The sequence below is a fragment of the Pseudomonas sp. NPDC085632 genome (assembly GCF_044541255.1).
Lineage (GTDB): Bacteria > Pseudomonadota > Gammaproteobacteria > Pseudomonadales > Pseudomonadaceae > Aquipseudomonas.
On sequence record NZ_JBITSX010000026.1, the window covers coordinates 53,622 to 70,493 of the forward strand.

At 59.5% G+C, this 16,872-nt stretch carries 15 protein-coding genes; 4 read left to right on the forward strand and 11 right to left on the reverse strand.

All coding sequences use genetic code 11. The features are described 5' to 3' along the window. The first annotated feature begins 93 nt into the window (after positions 1-93). The 3 genes from ACIF4X_RS17495 to ACIF4X_RS17505 are packed head-to-tail and all read left to right on the forward strand — an operon-like array spanning position 94 to position 3,072. Positions 94-1,269 carry an NAD(P)/FAD-dependent oxidoreductase gene (locus ACIF4X_RS17495; RefSeq protein ID WP_397483101.1) on the forward strand — a complete coding sequence of 392 codons (1,176 nt, stop codon included), beginning with the start codon at positions 94-96 and terminating at the stop codon, positions 1,267-1,269. Next, positions 1,266-2,078: an aldo/keto reductase gene (locus ACIF4X_RS17500; protein ID WP_397483102.1), complete on the forward strand. Its 813-nt coding sequence runs from the start codon at positions 1,266-1,268 to the stop codon at positions 2,076-2,078. The genes ACIF4X_RS17495 and ACIF4X_RS17500 overlap by 4 nt, the downstream gene beginning before the upstream one ends. A gap of 31 nt (positions 2,079-2,109) precedes the next feature. Next, positions 2,110-3,072 carry a hypothetical protein gene (locus ACIF4X_RS17505; RefSeq protein ID WP_007915727.1) on the forward strand — a complete coding sequence of 321 codons (963 nt, stop codon included), beginning with the start codon at positions 2,110-2,112 and terminating at the stop codon, positions 3,070-3,072. Between the two features lie 4 nt (positions 3,073-3,076). On the opposite strand, the gene ACIF4X_RS17510 is transcribed toward ACIF4X_RS17505, so the two are convergent. From ACIF4X_RS17510 to msbA, 7 genes are all read right to left on the reverse strand, one after another. Next, a complete protein-coding gene (locus tag ACIF4X_RS17510) occupies positions 3,077-3,877 on the reverse strand; it encodes a hypothetical protein (protein WP_397483103.1) in 801 nt (266 codons plus the stop codon). 58 nt (positions 3,878-3,935) lie between these two features. Beyond that, a complete protein-coding gene (locus ACIF4X_RS17515; protein WP_397483104.1) occupies positions 3,936-4,643 on the reverse strand; it encodes a hypothetical protein in 708 nt (235 codons plus the stop codon). Then, positions 4,644-5,618 carry a glycosyltransferase gene (locus tag ACIF4X_RS17520; protein ID WP_397483105.1) on the reverse strand — a complete coding sequence of 325 codons (975 nt, stop codon included), beginning with the start codon at positions 5,616-5,618 and terminating at the stop codon, positions 4,644-4,646. A 130-nt stretch (positions 5,619-5,748) separates the two neighbouring features. After that, a complete protein-coding gene (gene hldE, locus ACIF4X_RS17525) occupies positions 5,749-7,170 on the reverse strand; it encodes a bifunctional D-glycero-beta-D-manno-heptose-7-phosphate kinase/D-glycero-beta-D-manno-heptose 1-phosphate adenylyltransferase HldE (RefSeq protein ID WP_007915721.1) in 1,422 nt (473 codons plus the stop codon). Positions 7,171-7,234: 64 nt separating this feature from the next. Beyond that, positions 7,235-8,635, reverse strand: coding sequence for a PIG-L deacetylase family protein (locus tag ACIF4X_RS17530; RefSeq protein ID WP_397483106.1), 1,401 nt, complete (start codon positions 8,633-8,635; stop codon positions 7,235-7,237). 4 nt (positions 8,636-8,639) lie between these two features. Next, positions 8,640-9,536 (reverse strand): GNAT family N-acetyltransferase, encoded by an 897-nt coding sequence (locus ACIF4X_RS17535; RefSeq protein WP_397483107.1) that lies wholly within the window; start codon positions 9,534-9,536, stop codon positions 8,640-8,642. After that, positions 9,530-11,356, reverse strand: a complete 1,827-nt coding sequence (msbA, locus tag ACIF4X_RS17540) for a lipid A export permease/ATP-binding protein MsbA (RefSeq protein WP_397483108.1) — start codon at positions 11,354-11,356, stop codon at positions 9,530-9,532. Before msbA ends, ACIF4X_RS17535 begins: the two co-directional genes overlap by 7 nt. Positions 11,357-11,481: 125 nt before the next feature. On the opposite strand from msbA, the gene ACIF4X_RS17545 reads away from it, so the two are divergent. Then, positions 11,482-12,135 carry a toluene tolerance protein gene (locus ACIF4X_RS17545; protein ID WP_397483109.1) on the forward strand — a complete coding sequence of 218 codons (654 nt, stop codon included), beginning with the start codon at positions 11,482-11,484 and terminating at the stop codon, positions 12,133-12,135. Positions 12,136-12,138: 3 nt separating this feature from the next. Here the strand turns inward: ACIF4X_RS17545 and ACIF4X_RS17550 are convergent, their stop codons facing one another. The 4 genes from ACIF4X_RS17550 to ACIF4X_RS17565 all read right to left on the reverse strand — a co-directional run bounded on the left by ACIF4X_RS17550 (position 12,139) and on the right by ACIF4X_RS17565 (position 16,815). Next, on the reverse strand, positions 12,139-13,578 hold the full coding sequence (locus ACIF4X_RS17550) for a hypothetical protein (protein WP_397483110.1): 1,440 nt from the start codon (positions 13,576-13,578) through the stop codon (positions 12,139-12,141). A 74-nt stretch (positions 13,579-13,652) separates the two neighbouring features. Continuing rightward, complete coding sequence (locus ACIF4X_RS17555) at positions 13,653-14,561, reverse strand: glycosyltransferase family 2 protein (RefSeq protein WP_397483111.1); 909 nt, start codon at positions 14,559-14,561, stop codon at positions 13,653-13,655. Continuing rightward, positions 14,554-16,308: a carbamoyltransferase gene (locus tag ACIF4X_RS17560; RefSeq protein WP_397483112.1), complete on the reverse strand. Its 1,755-nt coding sequence runs from the start codon at positions 16,306-16,308 to the stop codon at positions 14,554-14,556. Before ACIF4X_RS17560 ends, ACIF4X_RS17555 begins: the two co-directional genes overlap by 8 nt. Positions 16,309-16,479: 171 nt before the next feature. Then, positions 16,480-16,815 carry a YceK/YidQ family lipoprotein gene (locus tag ACIF4X_RS17565; RefSeq protein ID WP_397483113.1) on the reverse strand — a complete coding sequence of 112 codons (336 nt, stop codon included), beginning with the start codon at positions 16,813-16,815 and terminating at the stop codon, positions 16,480-16,482. Between the last annotated feature and the right edge of the window lie 57 nt (positions 16,816-16,872).

Genomic DNA, 16,872 nt, shown 5'->3' on the forward strand with positions numbered 1-16,872 from the left:
TGGTTCTGCGTTCCCTCTGTTGATCATCGACAAATCCGCCCCTTTCCCGAGTCTGTATACTGCGCCCTCGTCTTGAACACCTGAGGTCGCTGCATGCCATCCGTTATTTCCACCGACGTTCTGATTGTCGGCGCTGGTGTCGCCGGCCTCTGGCTGAATGCGCGTCTGCGCCGTCAGGGTTTTTCGACCGTGCTGGTGGAAAGCGCCAGCCTCGGCGGCGGGCAAAGTGTGAAGTCCCAGGGCATCATCCACGGCGGCGCCAAGTACGCACTGCACGGTGCGCTGACCGGTGCCTCGGAGGCCATCGCCGACATGCCGCGCCGCTGGCGTGAAGCGTTGGCCGGTAATGGCGAACTGGATCTGTCCGGTGTGCGCCTGCTCTCCGAAGCTCACTATCTATGGTCGCCGGGCACCCTCGCCGGCAACCTCACCAGTTTCTTCGCCAGCAAAGCCGTGCGTGGTCGGGTCGATCAGGTCAAGGGCGAGCAACTGCCTCCGGCCCTGCAAGACAAGCGCTTCAAGGGCAAGGTCTACCGCCTCGCCGAACTGGTGGTCGACGTGCCGAGCCTGATTCAGCGCCTCGCCGATCTGGCCGGCGATGGCCTGCTCGCCGGGCAAACCATCGAGCCGCTGCTGGAAGCGGGCGTGCTGGTCGGTTTGAAAGTCGACGGCCGCGAGATCCGCGCCCAGCGCATCGTCCTCAGCGCCGGCGCCGGTACCGCGCAATTGCTTGAAGACCTCGGTCTGAGCCAGCCGGCCATGCAACGCCGTCCGCTGCACATGATCATCGCCAAAGGCCCGGGCCTGAAACCGCTGTACGCCCACTGCCTCGGTGGCGGCACCAAACCGCGGATCACCGTGACCACGCACCCGGCGGCTGACGGTCAGTGGGTCTGGTACATGGGCGGCGACATCGCCGAAAGCGAAGGTGTTAACCGCGAGCCGGCCGAGCAGATCGCCACCGCGCAGAAAGAGATCGCGCAGTTGTTGCCGTGGATCGACCTCAGCACTACCCAATGGGCGACCCTGCGGGTTGACCGTGCCGAGCCGCTGCAAACCGGGCTGACTCGCCCGGACAACGCCTTCCTTGCCGAACAGGGCCGCCTGCTGGTCGGCTGGCCAACCAAACTGGCGCTGGCGCCAGACTTCGCCGATCGCGTCATCGCCTCTCTGGAACGCGACGGCATCGAGCCGCACGCCAGCGAACCATTGCCGGCCCTGCCAAAACCACCGATGGGCGTTCCCGCCTGGGAGCAACTGCTGCCATGACCATTGCCAGCCTGCATGACTTTCATCGCCCGCTGGGCAGCACCGGCCTGACGGTTTCGCCACTGGGCCTGGGCACGGTCAAACTCGGCCGTGACCAAGGGGTGAAATACCCCAACGGTTTTCAGATTCCCGGTGATGACGAAGCGCGGATGCTGCTGCGTCAGGCGCGGGAATTGGGCATCAACCTGATCGACACCGCCCCGGCCTATGGCCGCAGCGAAGAACGCCTTGGCCCGCTGCTACGCGACCAGCGTAAGGATTGGGTGATCGTCAGCAAGGTTGGCGAAGAGTTCGCCGACGGCCTCTCGCATCACGATTTCAGCGCAGCGCACACGCGGATGTCCGTCGAGCGCAGCCTGCAACGTCTTGAAACCGATTTTATCGACCTCGTGCTGGTGCATTCCGACGGCAATGACATGGCGATCCTCGAACACGAAGAGGTTTACGCGACTCTCGCGGCGCTCAAGGCCGAAGGCAAGATTCGCGGCTTTGGCTTCTCCGGCAAGACTGTCGAAGGTGGCTTGAAAGCACTGGAGCAAGGCGACTGCGCGATGGTCACCTACAATCTGAACGAACAAAACGAGAAGGCTGTCATTGACTATGCTGCTGCGCACGGCAAAGCCATTCTGGTGAAAAAAGCCTTGGCCAGCGGTCACGTGTGCCTCAGCCCGGGCGTGGACCCGGTGCGCGCCAGCTTCGAATTGCTGTTCGCACAACCTGGCGTGGCCAGTGCTATTGTCGGGACGATCAATCCGCTGCACCTCGCCCACAACGTTGCGACCGTTGCCCAGGTCCTTCGTGGTCATTGACGCCGCCCCGCGGCCTTAAGCAGGAGCCGATATGCCGCGCACGCTCATCAGAAAGAACCCGAGCAACTTCAAGACCCTGCCATTGTTCGTCGAAGCCACGCCCGAAGGCCTGACCTATCAGAGCGTCGGCATGCCGCTGAATTTCGCGCAAACCCTGCAACGGCGCAAACCGGTGAGCGTGGCCGACACTGAGCGTTTCTCGCTGGAGCTGGCCAATCTTGGCGTTTCGGTACGTCTGACACTGCATTGGCAGAATCGCGATTACTGGGTGCTGGTGCGCCAGCGCCGACAGGACCGTGGCGACGTCGTGCTCAAATTGATTTCCGGTTACGTGCCGGCTCATGAACTGAATATCCCGTTACACACGGCCATTCAGGAAATTGCTGAAGAGTGTTTGCTCGAGACACCGGAAGGCTGGCTCGGCGGGCGCTTCAACGACACCTGGCTGCCAGCCCCCTACTCTGCGGCCCTGCATTATCGCGAAGCCCTGCCGTTTCGGCTGACCCCGTTGTCCGGCTCGGCGCGGCCTATACGCAGCGCCAATCTGCAGTTGCTCGAACGGCCAAGGGCCTACGTGCATCTCCCGACCGCGTCACTGCAATTGATCTACGATTTGCGCCTGGATGTCCCCAAGGAAGCCAAGTCCCTGAGTCTGTTCCACGTCGACGAGCGTCTGGAGGGTGATCAACTGGTGGCCCGACTCGACCGCAAGCGCCCCGACCTGTACTTGATGCCACTCAAGGACGGCGCGCCACTGGCCGAGTTGTACACGCTCAAGCGCGACAAACTCGTTCCTGCCAGTACTCGTGGTCTTTATCTGGCCGAGAGTTTTGCCACACAAACCGGCTGGGTCGTGCGCGAGGAGCGGATTCGCTGGAAGGACTGGCTGGTGCAACAGGGCCTGCAACCGGCGAAAGCCCCGCGTCAGGGGCTCAAGCAGTTGAGTATCAAGGCGTTGCGATTGGTCGGGCTGGGCAAAAAAACCGCCAAATAGCAGTTTAGCGGCGGCGATCCCACCACGTGCGCAACGCGGCGAAGAAATGGAAGTAGCGGTTCTCGCGCTTGCCCATGCCGCGCTTGGGCGAGAACGACTCCTCGGCAAATACGCCGGTAATGCGCACTCGTGATGCCTGAGTCGGCAGCGTGCAGATCTTGGCATCGACCTGCTGCAGCGCATATTTGAGCAAGCGTTCGGAATGCAGTTTGCGACCTGTCGCCTTGCAGAATTCAAAAATGCGCTCAATCCGCTTGCCATACGCGACATAAGTATCGCGCCCACACACCGCAAAGCGGTCGTTCAACCCTCCCCACCACTGCCAGTCCGGGATGTAGGCGTTGTGTCGCCGTGCCTGCGGATGATTGAACACATAGCCAGGCAACGCGGTGTGGAAGAAGTTATCCGGGCGCACGAACACAACGAAATCCGGATCGAAGGATTCGATCATTGCGGTCACGGTGTGCAGCGAGTTGAGCTGATAGATCAGATTGCGCAGCGACGCATAGTCATCGGCCCAAGTGTCGCCCTGCGCTTTAACCTGATCGAAATCCCAGCGCTCCAGCACTCCTTCGGTCGAAGTAAGCGCACCGGTCATCGACTCGAAGGGCTGGTAGTTGTCTGCCGACAGTTCGCCTTTTTCGCCAGACCGTGTGTTCTGCACCTCATCGATTTTATACAGGTGATAAAAGCACTTCACATCGCTGCCCGCAGGCAACTGCGCCAGAACATTCTGTTCGATGGAGGGGAAACAGATCGGCGAATTTCTCGGGATCCCGAAAAAAGCTACGGCAATTTTCAACACTCAACAGCACCTTTTGAAAGTAGTTCGGGCCTGCCGGCAACCGGATACACGTTGTTGCTTACTTTTGCCGAAACAGCTTTTGCCACCAGCGCCGGGGTTGCAGCGGCACCACGATGATGTCCGATTGCTGCAGCCAGTCGCGCTCATAATCCCACGCATGGCCACCCCAGAGTTTTCCTGCTTCGTTGGAAAAACCAAGGGTCATGAGCCGATAGGTATAACCGGCGTGACCGCGTAACCAGTCGAACAACACCAGCGTGTTGAAACCGGTGGAAGGCCCGACGTAGCGCTTGCCGCCCGGGCGGTCGACCGGATAGTTCCACAGCGGCGGTAATGGAATGCGATCCCAGTACATGGCGACACGTGGCAGTGGACACATCGGTGCGGCACAACCCACCAGCATGCTGAAACAGCGTTCGCTCGCCTGTTCGAACATCCGCTGTACCGGGGGCGCGTAAGGCAGACCAAAAAAATACGCATCGGGTGCGTTGTAGCCATGCACGAAAACGTTGACGCTTTGCTCGTTGAGCAGCGCTGCCTTGATGCAGGTATTGAAGCTGACCACGACGTCATCGACGCCAATGTCCAGTGCCTGAAAATCTGCCGCCGTGATGGCCGGATTGTTGGCAATCAACACGACCCGGGGCGCACGGCACAGACAGTCGAGAAGCTCAGCAGGCAAAGCCTCCAGAACGGACTGATCGCCACCGGGCAGCGCATCTAGCGCCATGAACTCGCCGGGTTGCGACGATTGTTGATCCTTCATTCAGACTGGCACCTTCATCCCATAACGCAGCTTCACCCAGAACCGTGTGAACGCTGAAGGCGGTTGCCATGGGCGCATCTCACGCTGGATTTCCGTGGCCAGTGCCTGGCCGACGCGGGCGAAGGAATAGCGGCTTTGCGCAAATTCCTGGCCGTTGCGGGCAATGCGCTCCGCAAGTTCCGGATCGCTCTGCAACAGCTTGATCTTCTCCACCGCCTCTTCTTCGCTGCGGTAGAACACGGTGTTGTGCATGTCTTCAAAACCGAGCAGGCGGTCTTCTTCGCCCTGGCTCCAGGCCAGCAACACACAGCCGCAAGCCATGGCCTCGTAGTTCTTGATCATGAACTCGTTCATGCCGATGTCGGCGCTGACGAAAATCCTGATGCGATTGAGCGTTTGCAGGTATTCCGCGCCGGACTTGGTGCGGGTCACCAACATGCCGGTGCGCCTGGAGAGCGATTCGAGCATGGCTTTGCGCTCGGCGTACTCGGTGCTTTTCAGGCTGCCGAGGAAGCCGACGGGAATGTCCCGCTCAACACCGGTGTTGTGCAGCATCTGCTCGTCGTAACCTTTGGAGACGAACACCGTGTCGATGCCTTCGGCCAGCATCTTGCGCGCGACCACGGCACCGGACACCAGCGCCCGACAGCTCGGCAGGCGCCTGTAAAGTCGGGAATACACGCCACGGTACTTACTCGCCGGCATGTAGTTCTGGTACGCATCGTGCTCCAGAAAGACCAGCCCGGGTATGCATTTGAGCACCTGCAACTGCGTGGCCAAGCGCTTGACCCGGGAGAAAATCACCACGCGATCGAAGGTCTGGTAATCGACCGAGGCGAGAAACGAGCCCAGATTCAATTGCTGCTGTTTGCTCAAGCGATAAATGAAACATTCATCACAGTTCTGCTGCACGATGTCGTAGAGCCGGTCGAGAATGACCCGCTGCTCGTCCATCACCAGGAGCATGACTTTCATAAGTTAATTGACCACGCGACGTAGGCAGGCAAGCGCATCGGATTCAAAGCTGCCTACATCAACGGAAACGGTAAAATCCCCAAGGCAAAATCCGTTCACACGCAGTACACAACGGTAAAAATTCATCTGATCAACGACTGCGAATCTTCTCGACAATCGCAGTTGTCGAGCTGTTTTCCACGAGCCCCAACACCTTCACGGTGCCGCCATAAGCGCTGACGATATCAGCGCCGACCACCTGATCAATCCCGTAATCGCCACCCTTGACCAGCACGTCCGGCTTGACCTCGCGCAGCAGGTTTTCCGGTGTGCCTTCAGGGAAACTGATCACCCAGTCCACCGCGCCGAGTCCGGCGAGAACGGCCATGCGCCGATCAACACTGTTGATCGGTCGGCCCGGGCCTTTGAGGCGACTGACCGATGCATCGTCGTTGACCGCGACAATCAGGCGATCGCCCTGTGCCCTCGCTTGTTCCAGATAGGTCACATGCCCGGCATGCAGGATGTCGAAGCAGCCGTTGGTGAAGACGATCTTCTCGTTGTGCGCGCGGGCATCGGCCACGGCGAGCAGCAACTGTTCCAGACCCAACACACCACGCTCGGAACCTTCTTCACGCTGGATGGCGCGACGCAGTTCCGGGGCACTGATGGCGGCCGTCCCGAGTTTGCCAACCACGATGCCGGCGGCCAGATTGGCCAGCGCGACGGCATGGGGCAGATCTTCACCGGCGGCAATCGCTGCGGCCAGGGTAGAAATTACCGTGTCGCCGGCACCGGTGACATCAAACACCTCACGGGCACGAGCCGGCAAATGCAGTGCCGGTTGGTCCGGGCGCAGCAGGGTCATGCCGTGTTCGCCGCGCGTGACCAGCAGCGCCCCGAGTTCGAGGTCGTGCATCAATGCGGCGCCCTTGCTCACCAGCTCATGCTCATCGACACAACCGCCGACGATGGCTTCGAATTCGCTGAGGTTCGGGGTGATCAGGCTGGCGCCGCGATAGATCGAGAAATCCTTGCCCTTCGGGTCGGCCAGCACCGGAATGTTCTTCGCGCGGGCGGCCTGGATCAATGCCTGATGGTTTTTCAGGGCACCTTTGCCGTAGTCGGAGAGCACCAGCACCTTGATGCCTTCGAGCAGGTCATCGACCTGCGAACCGAGCGCCAGGGCGTCGGTGGCGAACGGTTCTTCAAAGTCGATACGCAGCAGTTGCTGGTGCCGGCTCATGACCCGCAGCTTGACGATGGTTGGCTGGTGCGCAATGCGCTGGAACAGGGCACGTACGCCCGCGCCTTTGAGACTGTTGCTCAGGCTGTCGGCGGCTTCGTCGTCACCGGTCACACCGACCAGGGACGCCGGCGCACCCAGCGCGGCAATGTTCAAGGCAACGTTCGCGGCGCCACCTGGACGGTCTTCGATCTGCTCGACCTTAACGACCGGCACCGGCGCCTCAGGGGAAATCCGTGAGGTTCCGCCATGCCAGTAACGGTCGAGCATGACATCGCCGACTACCAAGACCGGGGCTTGATCGAAACGCGGCATGGACAACTTCATGGAGCAACCCACATACAAAATGAACAGGGGCGCGATATTAACACAGGGTAAAGCGCCGTCCGCCTCAATCTGAAAGGTCGCGCACCCAGAACAATTCGTGACGCCGGACCGCCTTGCGGAAAAACTCGTTACTGCCTGTGTCAGGCCAGCGGCGACCCGCCAGACCCTGCTGGATCCAGCGGCGCAATTGCCGTTTGAACACCAGCCCGCCCTGCAGATCGTGCTCCATGGCCAGTGCCATGGCTTTGTCCAGTTGCACCTCCGCTGACAACAGCGGACTCCACAGCCGGTCAGCCGGCAATGGCTCGATGGCCGGCGGCAGCGCAATACCGGCACCGGCAGGCCCCATCGGCCAGCGATCGTTGTCGTGCAGGTGATTGGCGTACATCAGCAGCGTGGCCGGTTTCCAGCTACTCAGCTTGATAGCCTCAAGCAGCGCTTGGGTAGACGCCACATGATCACTGTGGGGATCGAGTTCAGGGTGTGGCGTCACCACGACTTCCGGGCGATAGTGCTCAAGCAGCGCCGCCAGGTCGCCCAGAAGATTGTCCCAGGTCGGTCGTCCATCAACGTCGGCGGGCAGGGTCAACGGGTTGTGCCGGCGCACACTGCGCACGTCACTTTCCTGCGACTCACGTGAGCCGAACGCCTGGCTGGGCTCTTCGGCCATCGACGGCAGTTGCAGGCAGTAATAACCCAGCTGCACGCAGCGATCGGCAGGCACCCCCCCCCACAACGGGATCACCAGACTGTCCCAACTGCGCAAACGGCCCTTCAAGCGTGCCGCGGCGGCTTGATCAAGACCCAGGCGCTGAAAGTCTTCGGCCTCGATTTCGCCCTGGGTCAGGGTGACGACACTGACGTCTTCACATCGGCTATAAAGGCCAAATGCAGCGAGTTCGGCATCGTCGGCATGGGGAGCGATGACCATCACCCGCTGGCGGCTGTAGTCAGGGTTGGCCATGACCCACAACACCCCCGTCACAGCCGGTACGCAATATCGGCCACGCAGGGCCAGAGCACCTAGCGCCAGCGCATCGGCCTGACCGGACAGGTTAAGGAAACGCCGGCCTTTGACGCCACGCTCGAAGTCCTGGCGATCATCGCCCACGTCAACATAGGGGTCGAACCAGCGCCCCAGCCAAGTGGATTTCACTTCAAGCTCGAGCACCAATGTCTCGCCCTGCGCCAGCGGCTCGCTCAGGCGCAAAACGCCGCCCTCAAGGCTCACGACCTGCCGCGCGGTTTGTGCTGGAAAGTTGTACTGGTAGTCGTCAGAAGGGCGATAGAACAAGTGATCGGCAAACCAGGCCTCGTGAGCGACCCAGGCCAGCACCAGTAATACCGGCACCAGCCACCAGGCGATCATGAAGCCGATCAACAACAGCACCACCATAAAGGCGATCAGAAACAGACGCTTGTTGCGCCGATGGGCCTTGAGAAGCTGTTGCTTGCGAGCGCTCATGGATTCAGACCTTGTAGACCGGCACCGTGTGGCACCAGCGATCCTTGTACTCACGGTCGGCACGACCGAATGAATAGCGCAAAGGCTTGCCCAGTGCTTGCGCGTGCGCCCAGGCCTCTTGGGTGTTGACGAAGCTCAGCACACTGCCGGGACTGAACTCGCGGCTCTGCGGGTCAACGCCACCGTTGATGTACTCCAGCGACACCCATTGCGGGGCCTCGACGCGGTACAGCACCTGAATGGCCACGGGCGCCGAATCGAGCATCGCCACCGAACCGGTCATGAACTCGCGCAGCAAAGTAAAGACCTCAACCAGCCCGGCTTTGCCCGGCACCTCAAAACCCCAGCGACGCTGAAACAGATCGCCGTAAGCGGCAGCCTGTTCCTGCGGCGTAAAGTCGGACATCGGCACCAGCGATCCGCCCGCCTCTTCCAGCAGGCGCTGCTCGCGACGCTGGTTATAACGAAATTTCTTCGAATACTCTTCCGGCAAACGCGCCAGCGCCAAGCCCTCGGGCTGCACTTTCAAGGTGCTGATCTGCTCGGCATTGAGTTGCGACACATAAGCCATGCGCTGGCGCACCGGCACGGTGACGTCCGGCGCGATCGGTAGAATGATTTCCGCATTGCCCATATCGAGCAAACCGCGTTTGCCCTCGCGCTTGAGCACTTCCTTGGACAAGGCGACATGCCGCCCCCAGCAGGGAATGGCGGCAACGACAGCGCCGTCAACGATCCAGCCCAGATAACGCAGTTCGATAGCAACGAAGGTCGACAGGCGCTCGACGACCTCCGGATGCGTGGCGAAGCTGCCACCGAAACGCTGCCAGGCCCGGGCGTAGGTTTCCCGGTCGATTTCAGTCCAGCCACGTTCACGAAAGCTGCGAAACATCGTCAGCATACGTTGGTCGCGTGGGCCGGCTGCGGTTCGTCACCCTCTTCAAACTCTTTGGCATGCAGGCGCGAGTAGTAGCCATTTTGCTCAAGCAGTTGCGCGTGAGTGCCACGCTCAACAATCCGCCCGTCATCCATGACCAGAATCAGGTCGGCTTTCTCGATGGTGCTCAAGCGGTGAGCGATCACCAGGGTCGTGCGGTTCTGTACCACATGATCCAGCGCTGCCTGGATGTGCCGCTCCGACTCGGTGTCGAGGGCCGACGTCGCCTCGTCGAGAATCAGCAACGGCGCATCCTTGAGCAGGGCTCGGGCGATGGCGATGCGCTGACGCTGGCCACCAGAGAGCAGCACACCGTTTTCGCCGACCATGGTTTCATAGCCCTGCGGCATCTTGATGATGAATTCGTCGGCGTAGGCTTCACTGGCAGCACGTTTGACTTCATCAAACGGCGCGCCAGCCAGATCTCCATAAGCGATGTTGTTGGTCACCGTATCGTTGAACAGCGTGACCTGCTGGGTCACCAACGCAATCTGCCGGCGCAGGCTGCGCAGGGTGAAGTCCTGCACTTCGACGCCATCGAGCAGGATCTGGCCCTGAGCATGATCATGCTGATAAAAGCGCGGAATCAGACTGGCCAAGGTCGACTTGCCACTGCCCGAACGGCCGACCAGAGCGACCATCTGCCCCGGTTCGACGACAAAACTGATGTCGTTGAGCACCGCTTTTTCGGTGTCGGGGTAATGGAAACTCAGATTACGCACTTCCAGACGTCCTTGGAGACGATCGCGCTCGACACTGCCCTGATCCACTTCCGCCGGTTCGTCCAACTGCTCGAAAATACTTTCGGCACCGGCGACACCCTTCTGAATCGTCGAACTGACTTCCGACAGCTGGCGAATCGGCTTGGGCAGCAGGCCGGCCATGGTGATGTAAGCCACCAGATCGCCCGGCGATGCATCGCCGCGAAGGTACAGCACGAGGAACATGACCACGGCCATGGCGCTGTACGTCACCAGTTGCAGCATCGGCGTGTAGACCGCGCCGGTCTTGGTCATCGTCAACTGCTTGTCGGTGTTGCTCTGGCTGGCATCGCGAAAGCGATCCTTTTCGTACTGCTCGCCGCCGAAGCTGCGCACAACACGGTAGCCATGAATGGTTTCGGAGGCGACGTGCGTGACGTTCCCCATCGAAACCTGGATCTTCTTGCTTTGCTTGCGGAATTTTTTGCTGGTGCTGTTCACCATCAAACCGATCAACGGCAGGATGGCGACCATCACCAAGGTGAGTTTCCAGTTCATCCACAACAGTGTGCAGAACAGGAAAATCACGGTCATGCCTTCACGGATGACGACTTTGATCGCATCCGTCGCGGCACCGGTGACCATGGTCACGTTGAAAGTGATCCGGGAAATCAGATGGCCGGAATTGTTCTTGTCGAAGAAGCGATTGGGCAACTCCAGCAATTTGTTGAACAGCACCACCCGCAGGTCATGCACCAGCCCCAGCGAAACCCGCGCCAGAAAGAAGTTGCCCAGATACGAGCCCACGCCCTGCCACAGCGCGATGAAGACAATCATCAGTGGCACGGTTTCGAGTAGCTGCAGCTTGCCCAGGTAAGGGTTGCCCGGGAACAGACTGGCTTCAGGATTGGCCAGACCGTCGACAAAGTATTTGAGGATGTAAGCGAGCATCGGTTGAGTCGATGCGAAGATCAGAAACCCGACGATGCTGAGAAGGAAAAGGCCGGCATAAGGCCGCACGTAAGCCAAAAGGCGGAAATAGATCGCCAGCGTGGACTGGGCTTTCGGTTCAGGACTGCTCATGGTGATCCGCGCAATTCAGTGAGGCGCCGATGATATCACACGCGTTTTTGCCCCGATAAACATGACTTCGAACCAGCCTTCGGCCAAGTCGGTTAAGATACCCCGCTAATGATGGGGAGCCGGATATGCAATCGATTGATCACAGCACTTACGAGGCACTGCGCAAAGGTGCACACGTACTGGAGGCCGACGGTTCCGGCGACAAAGTGCTCAGATTGGCCGATGGACGCATGCTCAAGCTGTTCCGCCGCAAGCGGCTGCTCAGTTCGGCGCTGTTCTACCCCTATGCACAACGCTTTGCCGACAATACCCGGGCACTCGAGCAACGCGGCATCCTCTGCCCGAAAGTCATTGCGGTCTATCGTATTCCGAGCATCGAACGTGACTGCGTGTATTACAGCCCGCTGGAAGGCAATACGGTGCGTCAGTTGCAGAGTTCTGGCGATGAGGCTGACTCATTGCGATTCCAGCTGGGCGGGTACTTCGCCCTGCTGCACGAAAAAGGTGTGTACTTTCGATCGCTGCATTTCGGCAACGTGGTGCTGACACCCGACAACCGCTTGGGCCTGATCGATATCGCCGACCTGCGCTGCCAGAAACGCGCACTCAGTGACAGCAAACGCCTGCGCAACTTCGCTCACTTGCTGCGTTATAAAGAAGACCGCCAATGGCTGCTGGGCCAGGATGCTGGCGACACGTTTATCGAAGGTTATCGGCAGGCGCTGCCGAGCAGCCGGCAAGCGCCGCTGATCTCGCGCCTGCGTCCGCTGCTCGGTTAAATCTCAGCGACCGATGACCACCACGGTGGCCCCTTTGCGATTGGCGAAATGCTCGATGATGCGCAGCTTGTGCGCCACCAGCCAATCATTCAGCCAAGGCTCGTCACCTTTGGCCTCGATGAGGAAATATTGATAGTCGCCAGCGTGAGCTGCCGACATCGCTTCCTCTGCGGTCAGTAACGGCATCACGTAGCCGCGACCGGCGTAATAGCTGATCCGTCCATCCTCGAAATAGGTCTTCGCCCCTGGCTCGACATGGGCCGACATCCAGCGGCCGGCCTCGACGTAATGCGTTTTGCCGGCTCCGGTGGAAATGACATTTGACAGCATCACCAGCAACCCCAGAACCACCAGCCATTTGCCGCAACGCGGGAACTCGCGAACGAACGCTGCCAGCCCCATGGCCAGCACGGGCACGAACAACAGATTCAGAAAGCTCAGATAACGCGTGTTCATGAACTGTTGCTTGATGAAAAACAGCACCAGCACCACCAGATACAACACGGCCGCCCAGGCGAACGGACGATAATCACGCCAGTAAGTACCGAGAACTCCCCAGTTGCGCCGCAGCACGAAGGGAACGGCGAACGGGCCCATCAACTTCACGAAGGTGATGGCCATGGTCGCCAGAATGCCAAAGAAAATGATCCGGCCGGCTTCATCCTGGGAGTACTTGTTGATCAATGAATTGGCAAACTGATCGCACAGGAGCTGGAAGGAAGCAAACACACCGTGCGGCTCGATCATGTCCAGATACAGCATCACGCGCGCCGACATGAGCACACCGGTAACGGAAACAGCCAGCATCCCCAAAACCGGTAGCAGCGAAAACTGAACGAACCGCATCCGTCGGTTCGACGACCACAGATTGGGCAACTGCCACAGCGCCAACGCCGGAACCAGCAGCAAAGCCTCCAGCCGAAACAAGGCTGCGGCGACAATAGCCACATGAATGAATGCCGCCCGCAGCCAGCCGCCACGCGCTTGCCAGCGAAGCGCGAGCCAGAGCGTCAACGTGCAGAAGAACCAGAAGCCGCACTCACGGATGATGTCATTGCGAAAGGCGTTCACCGCCGGCATCGCCAATACCACCAGACACGCCCAACCGGCGAGTTGCGCAGACCGTTGACGTACGCAGTCCACCATCAGCGCGCTGGTGCCGGCAAAAAACAGCGCGCACCAAAGATAGGCGCTCAACTCAAGCGGCAAATGCAGGACGGTATGCGTACCGGCCAGAAGAAAGGAAAACCATGGCCAGTCGAAAGTGGCCCAGGCCACATTAGGCCCGTGCTCGGTGACCTGTTGCGCGATATCAATATACAGCGCGGCATCACGCCCCACTGTCGCGGTGCCCAGAACCGCAATCAGCGATAACAGCGCACTGCCCAGAAATGCCAGCCAAACCGGGTATTCGTCGATGATTCCGGAGACTCGAGTTGCCACGCTACCGCCCGTACCTTTCACCCAGCCACCTCACCGACATCCGTTACAAGGCCCGCGCAATCTCCGCGACCCGTTTACCGAAACAGCAACCGCAACGCCTTACGCGTGTATGACCAGCGCGAAAACGTCCGCCAGTCCGCGCGCAAGGCCTGAAAATAGAACGACTTGGCCAGTTTGTATTCGCCATGGGAATAACAGTCACGAAACAATGACAAACAGCGCTGCGCCAGAAACGCCTGACGCAAATCCCCCATTTCCTCGGGCATCCGCCGACTGGAGAACACTTCGCTGACCACCTGTTCCGTACCAGCGGCAAGACTTTGGCGTAAATCATGGCGCATGCTGTCCGCATGCTTGTAGATCAGCGCCAGTGGCATGTCCAGAACGGTACAGGGGTAACGCGCCAGCACTTGGGCGAACACCGGTAAGTCCTCGACGTTGCGCAAATGCTCCGGGTAATTACCCAACACAAACACATCGCGATGCATCGCGCAGGCACCGTTTGAAATGGATACCGTCTTGCTCAACAGGTAGCCCTGCAAGCGCTGCCGGGCCGTCGCAGGCAGCGGCTTGGCCGCCTGCAGGCTGCGTCTTCCATCAGCAAATACCGACCAGTGCGCGCCGATAACCATCAGACTTTGCGGGTGACTGGCGATGTGCCGTGAAAGCGCCGCCAGTGCCCCGGGGGCCATTTCGTCATCAGAGTCGAGAAATATCAGATACCGTCCGATTGTCTCTTCCAGACCTCGATTGCGCACCGACGACAATCCGCCGTTACTTTTGCGCAACGCGCGAAAACGCCCGCCATGCTTGAGCAGGAGTTTTTCGATTACTTCGGGCGTATCGTCCGTCGACCCGTCGTCGATGACCAGCAGATCCGCGGTCGCTTCATCCAACTGCGCCAACACCGATTCCACTGCACGTGGAAGCGTTCGCGCATAGTTGTAAACCGGAATGACGACGCTGATCAGTGTTTCAGTCAAGTTCGTATCCTTTTACACCCGCTTTTACGACCAGAATATCTTCCATGATCAGGTATTCCAGGTCAGAACCGAAAAACATGTTCAGCGCGTCGGTCGGCGAGCAGATCATCGGTTCGCCACGACGGTTGAGCGAGGTGTTCAGTGATACGCCGTTACCGGTCAGGTTTTCCAGCGCCTTCATCATGTCGTAGTAGCGCGGATTGTATTCGCGCTTGAGCACCTGGGCACGGGAAGTGCCGTCTTCATGGACGACTTCCGGCACGCGGGTCTTCCACTCTTCCGCCACTTCGAAGGTGAAGGTCATAAACGGTGCCGGGTGATCGATCTTGATCATTTGCGGCGCAACGGTGTCGAGCATCGACGGGCAGAAAGGCCTCCAGCGCTCGCGGAACTTGATCTGGTGGTTGATGCGATCAGCCACGCCAGCCACGCTTGGGCAACCAATGATCGAGCGACCGCCCAATGCACGCGGGCCGAACTCCATGCGCCCCTGGAACCAGGCCACGGGGTTGCCGTCAACCATGATCTTGGCGATCTGCTCCGGCATGTTGTCGAGCTTGCGCCAGGTCGGCTTGCTCTCGTGACGGGCGCAGGCGGCGATGACGTCTTCGTTGCTGTACGACGGGCCGAGGTAGACGTGTTCCATCTTCTCGACCGGCACACCTCGGGCGTGGGACACGTAGGCTGCGGCACCGACCGCAGTGCCGGCATCGCCGGACGCAGGCTGCACGAACAGCTCTTTGACGTCATCGCGGGCGATGATTTTCTGGTTGAGCTTGACGTTCAATGCACAGCCACCGGCATAGGCCAGTTTGCCGGTTTCCTTGAGCACGTCGCCCAGGTAGTAATCGATCATCTGCAGCGAGATTTTTTCGAACAGCGCTTGAATGCTCGCGGCGTAGTGGATGTACGGCTCGTCAGCGATGTCGCCTTCGCGCTTCGGTCCCAGCCACTCGATCAGCTTCGGCGAGAAGTAGTAGCCTTTGCCCTTCTCTTTGTAACGACGCAGGCCAATGACGTTGGCGTAGTCGGTGTTGATCACCAACTCGCCGTTTTCGAACGAAGCCAGGCGCGAGAAATCGTATTTGCTGGCGTCGCCGTACGGCGCCATGCCCATGACCTTGAACTCGCCATCGAGCATATCGAAACCGAGGAACTCGGTGATCGCGCCGTACAGGCCGCCGAGGGAGTCTGGATCGAAGAATTCCTTGATCTTGTGGATCTTGCCGTTTTCGCCATAACCGAAAAAGGTCGTGGCGTACTCTCCCTTGCCGTCGATTCCGAGGATCGCGGTTTTCTCTTTGAAACCGGAGCAGTGGTAAGCACTGGAGGCGTGGGCCAAGTGGTGCTCGACCGGCTCGATCTTGATTTTCTTCGGATCGAAGCCCAGTTGCTCGAGGCACCAGACAATCTTGTTGCGATAACGCTTGTAGCGACGGTTGCCCATCAGGATCGCGTCAAGAGCGCGATCCGGGGCATACCAGTAACGCTTGGCGTACTGCCAGCGAGCCTTGCCGAACAGGCTGATCGGGGCAAATGGAATCGCGACCACGTCAACATCGGACGGTTTGATGCCGGCCTGTTCGAGACAGAACTTCGCCGACTCGTAGGGCATGCGGTTCTTTGCATGTTTATCGCGTACGAAGCGCTCTTCTTCAGCCGCCGCCACCAGCTTGCCGTCGATGTACAAGGCCGCTGAAGGATCATGGCTAAGGGCGCCGGACAGGCCAAGAATCGTCAATGCCACAGGGGTCTAGCCTCTTTAGTCTGCGTGCAGGCGCGATGCGCCTTGAAAATTGATGTGCCCTCGCACAGGGCGAGTGACAGCTAAAGGGCGGGATTATAGCGTAAACGAGAGGGGAATTACCCTGCGCGATTGCCCCAGGGTGAATGGTTTGGAGAAACCTTGCCCTGCGACTCAATAACCGCCCTTGCGCCAGTAAATACCAAGGTTGCCGTCGGTGATCTGACGATAAACCGTATAGGGCAACGCTACTGTATCGAATACACCGGACAATGGCAGATCCAGCAGCACGAACGGCACCAGAAATCCGCTGGGATCAGGGGGCGCGTTCAGCACGCAGAAATCGAAGGCCAGCCCGCTGTAAATCCGCGGAATCGATTGACAGTAGGTGTTTTGTTTGCGCATGTCCCGGGCGGCGTCGGCATCGTCCTGCAATACGCTCATGACGCTGCCGCAGCCCGCCAGTACCCATGAAAATGCACTCACTGTTACAGCCTGTTTGATCGTCAAAATTCGCCCTCCAAGGTCGTTGGGCAAATTAGCATCGGGACTGAACAGGGCACAGTT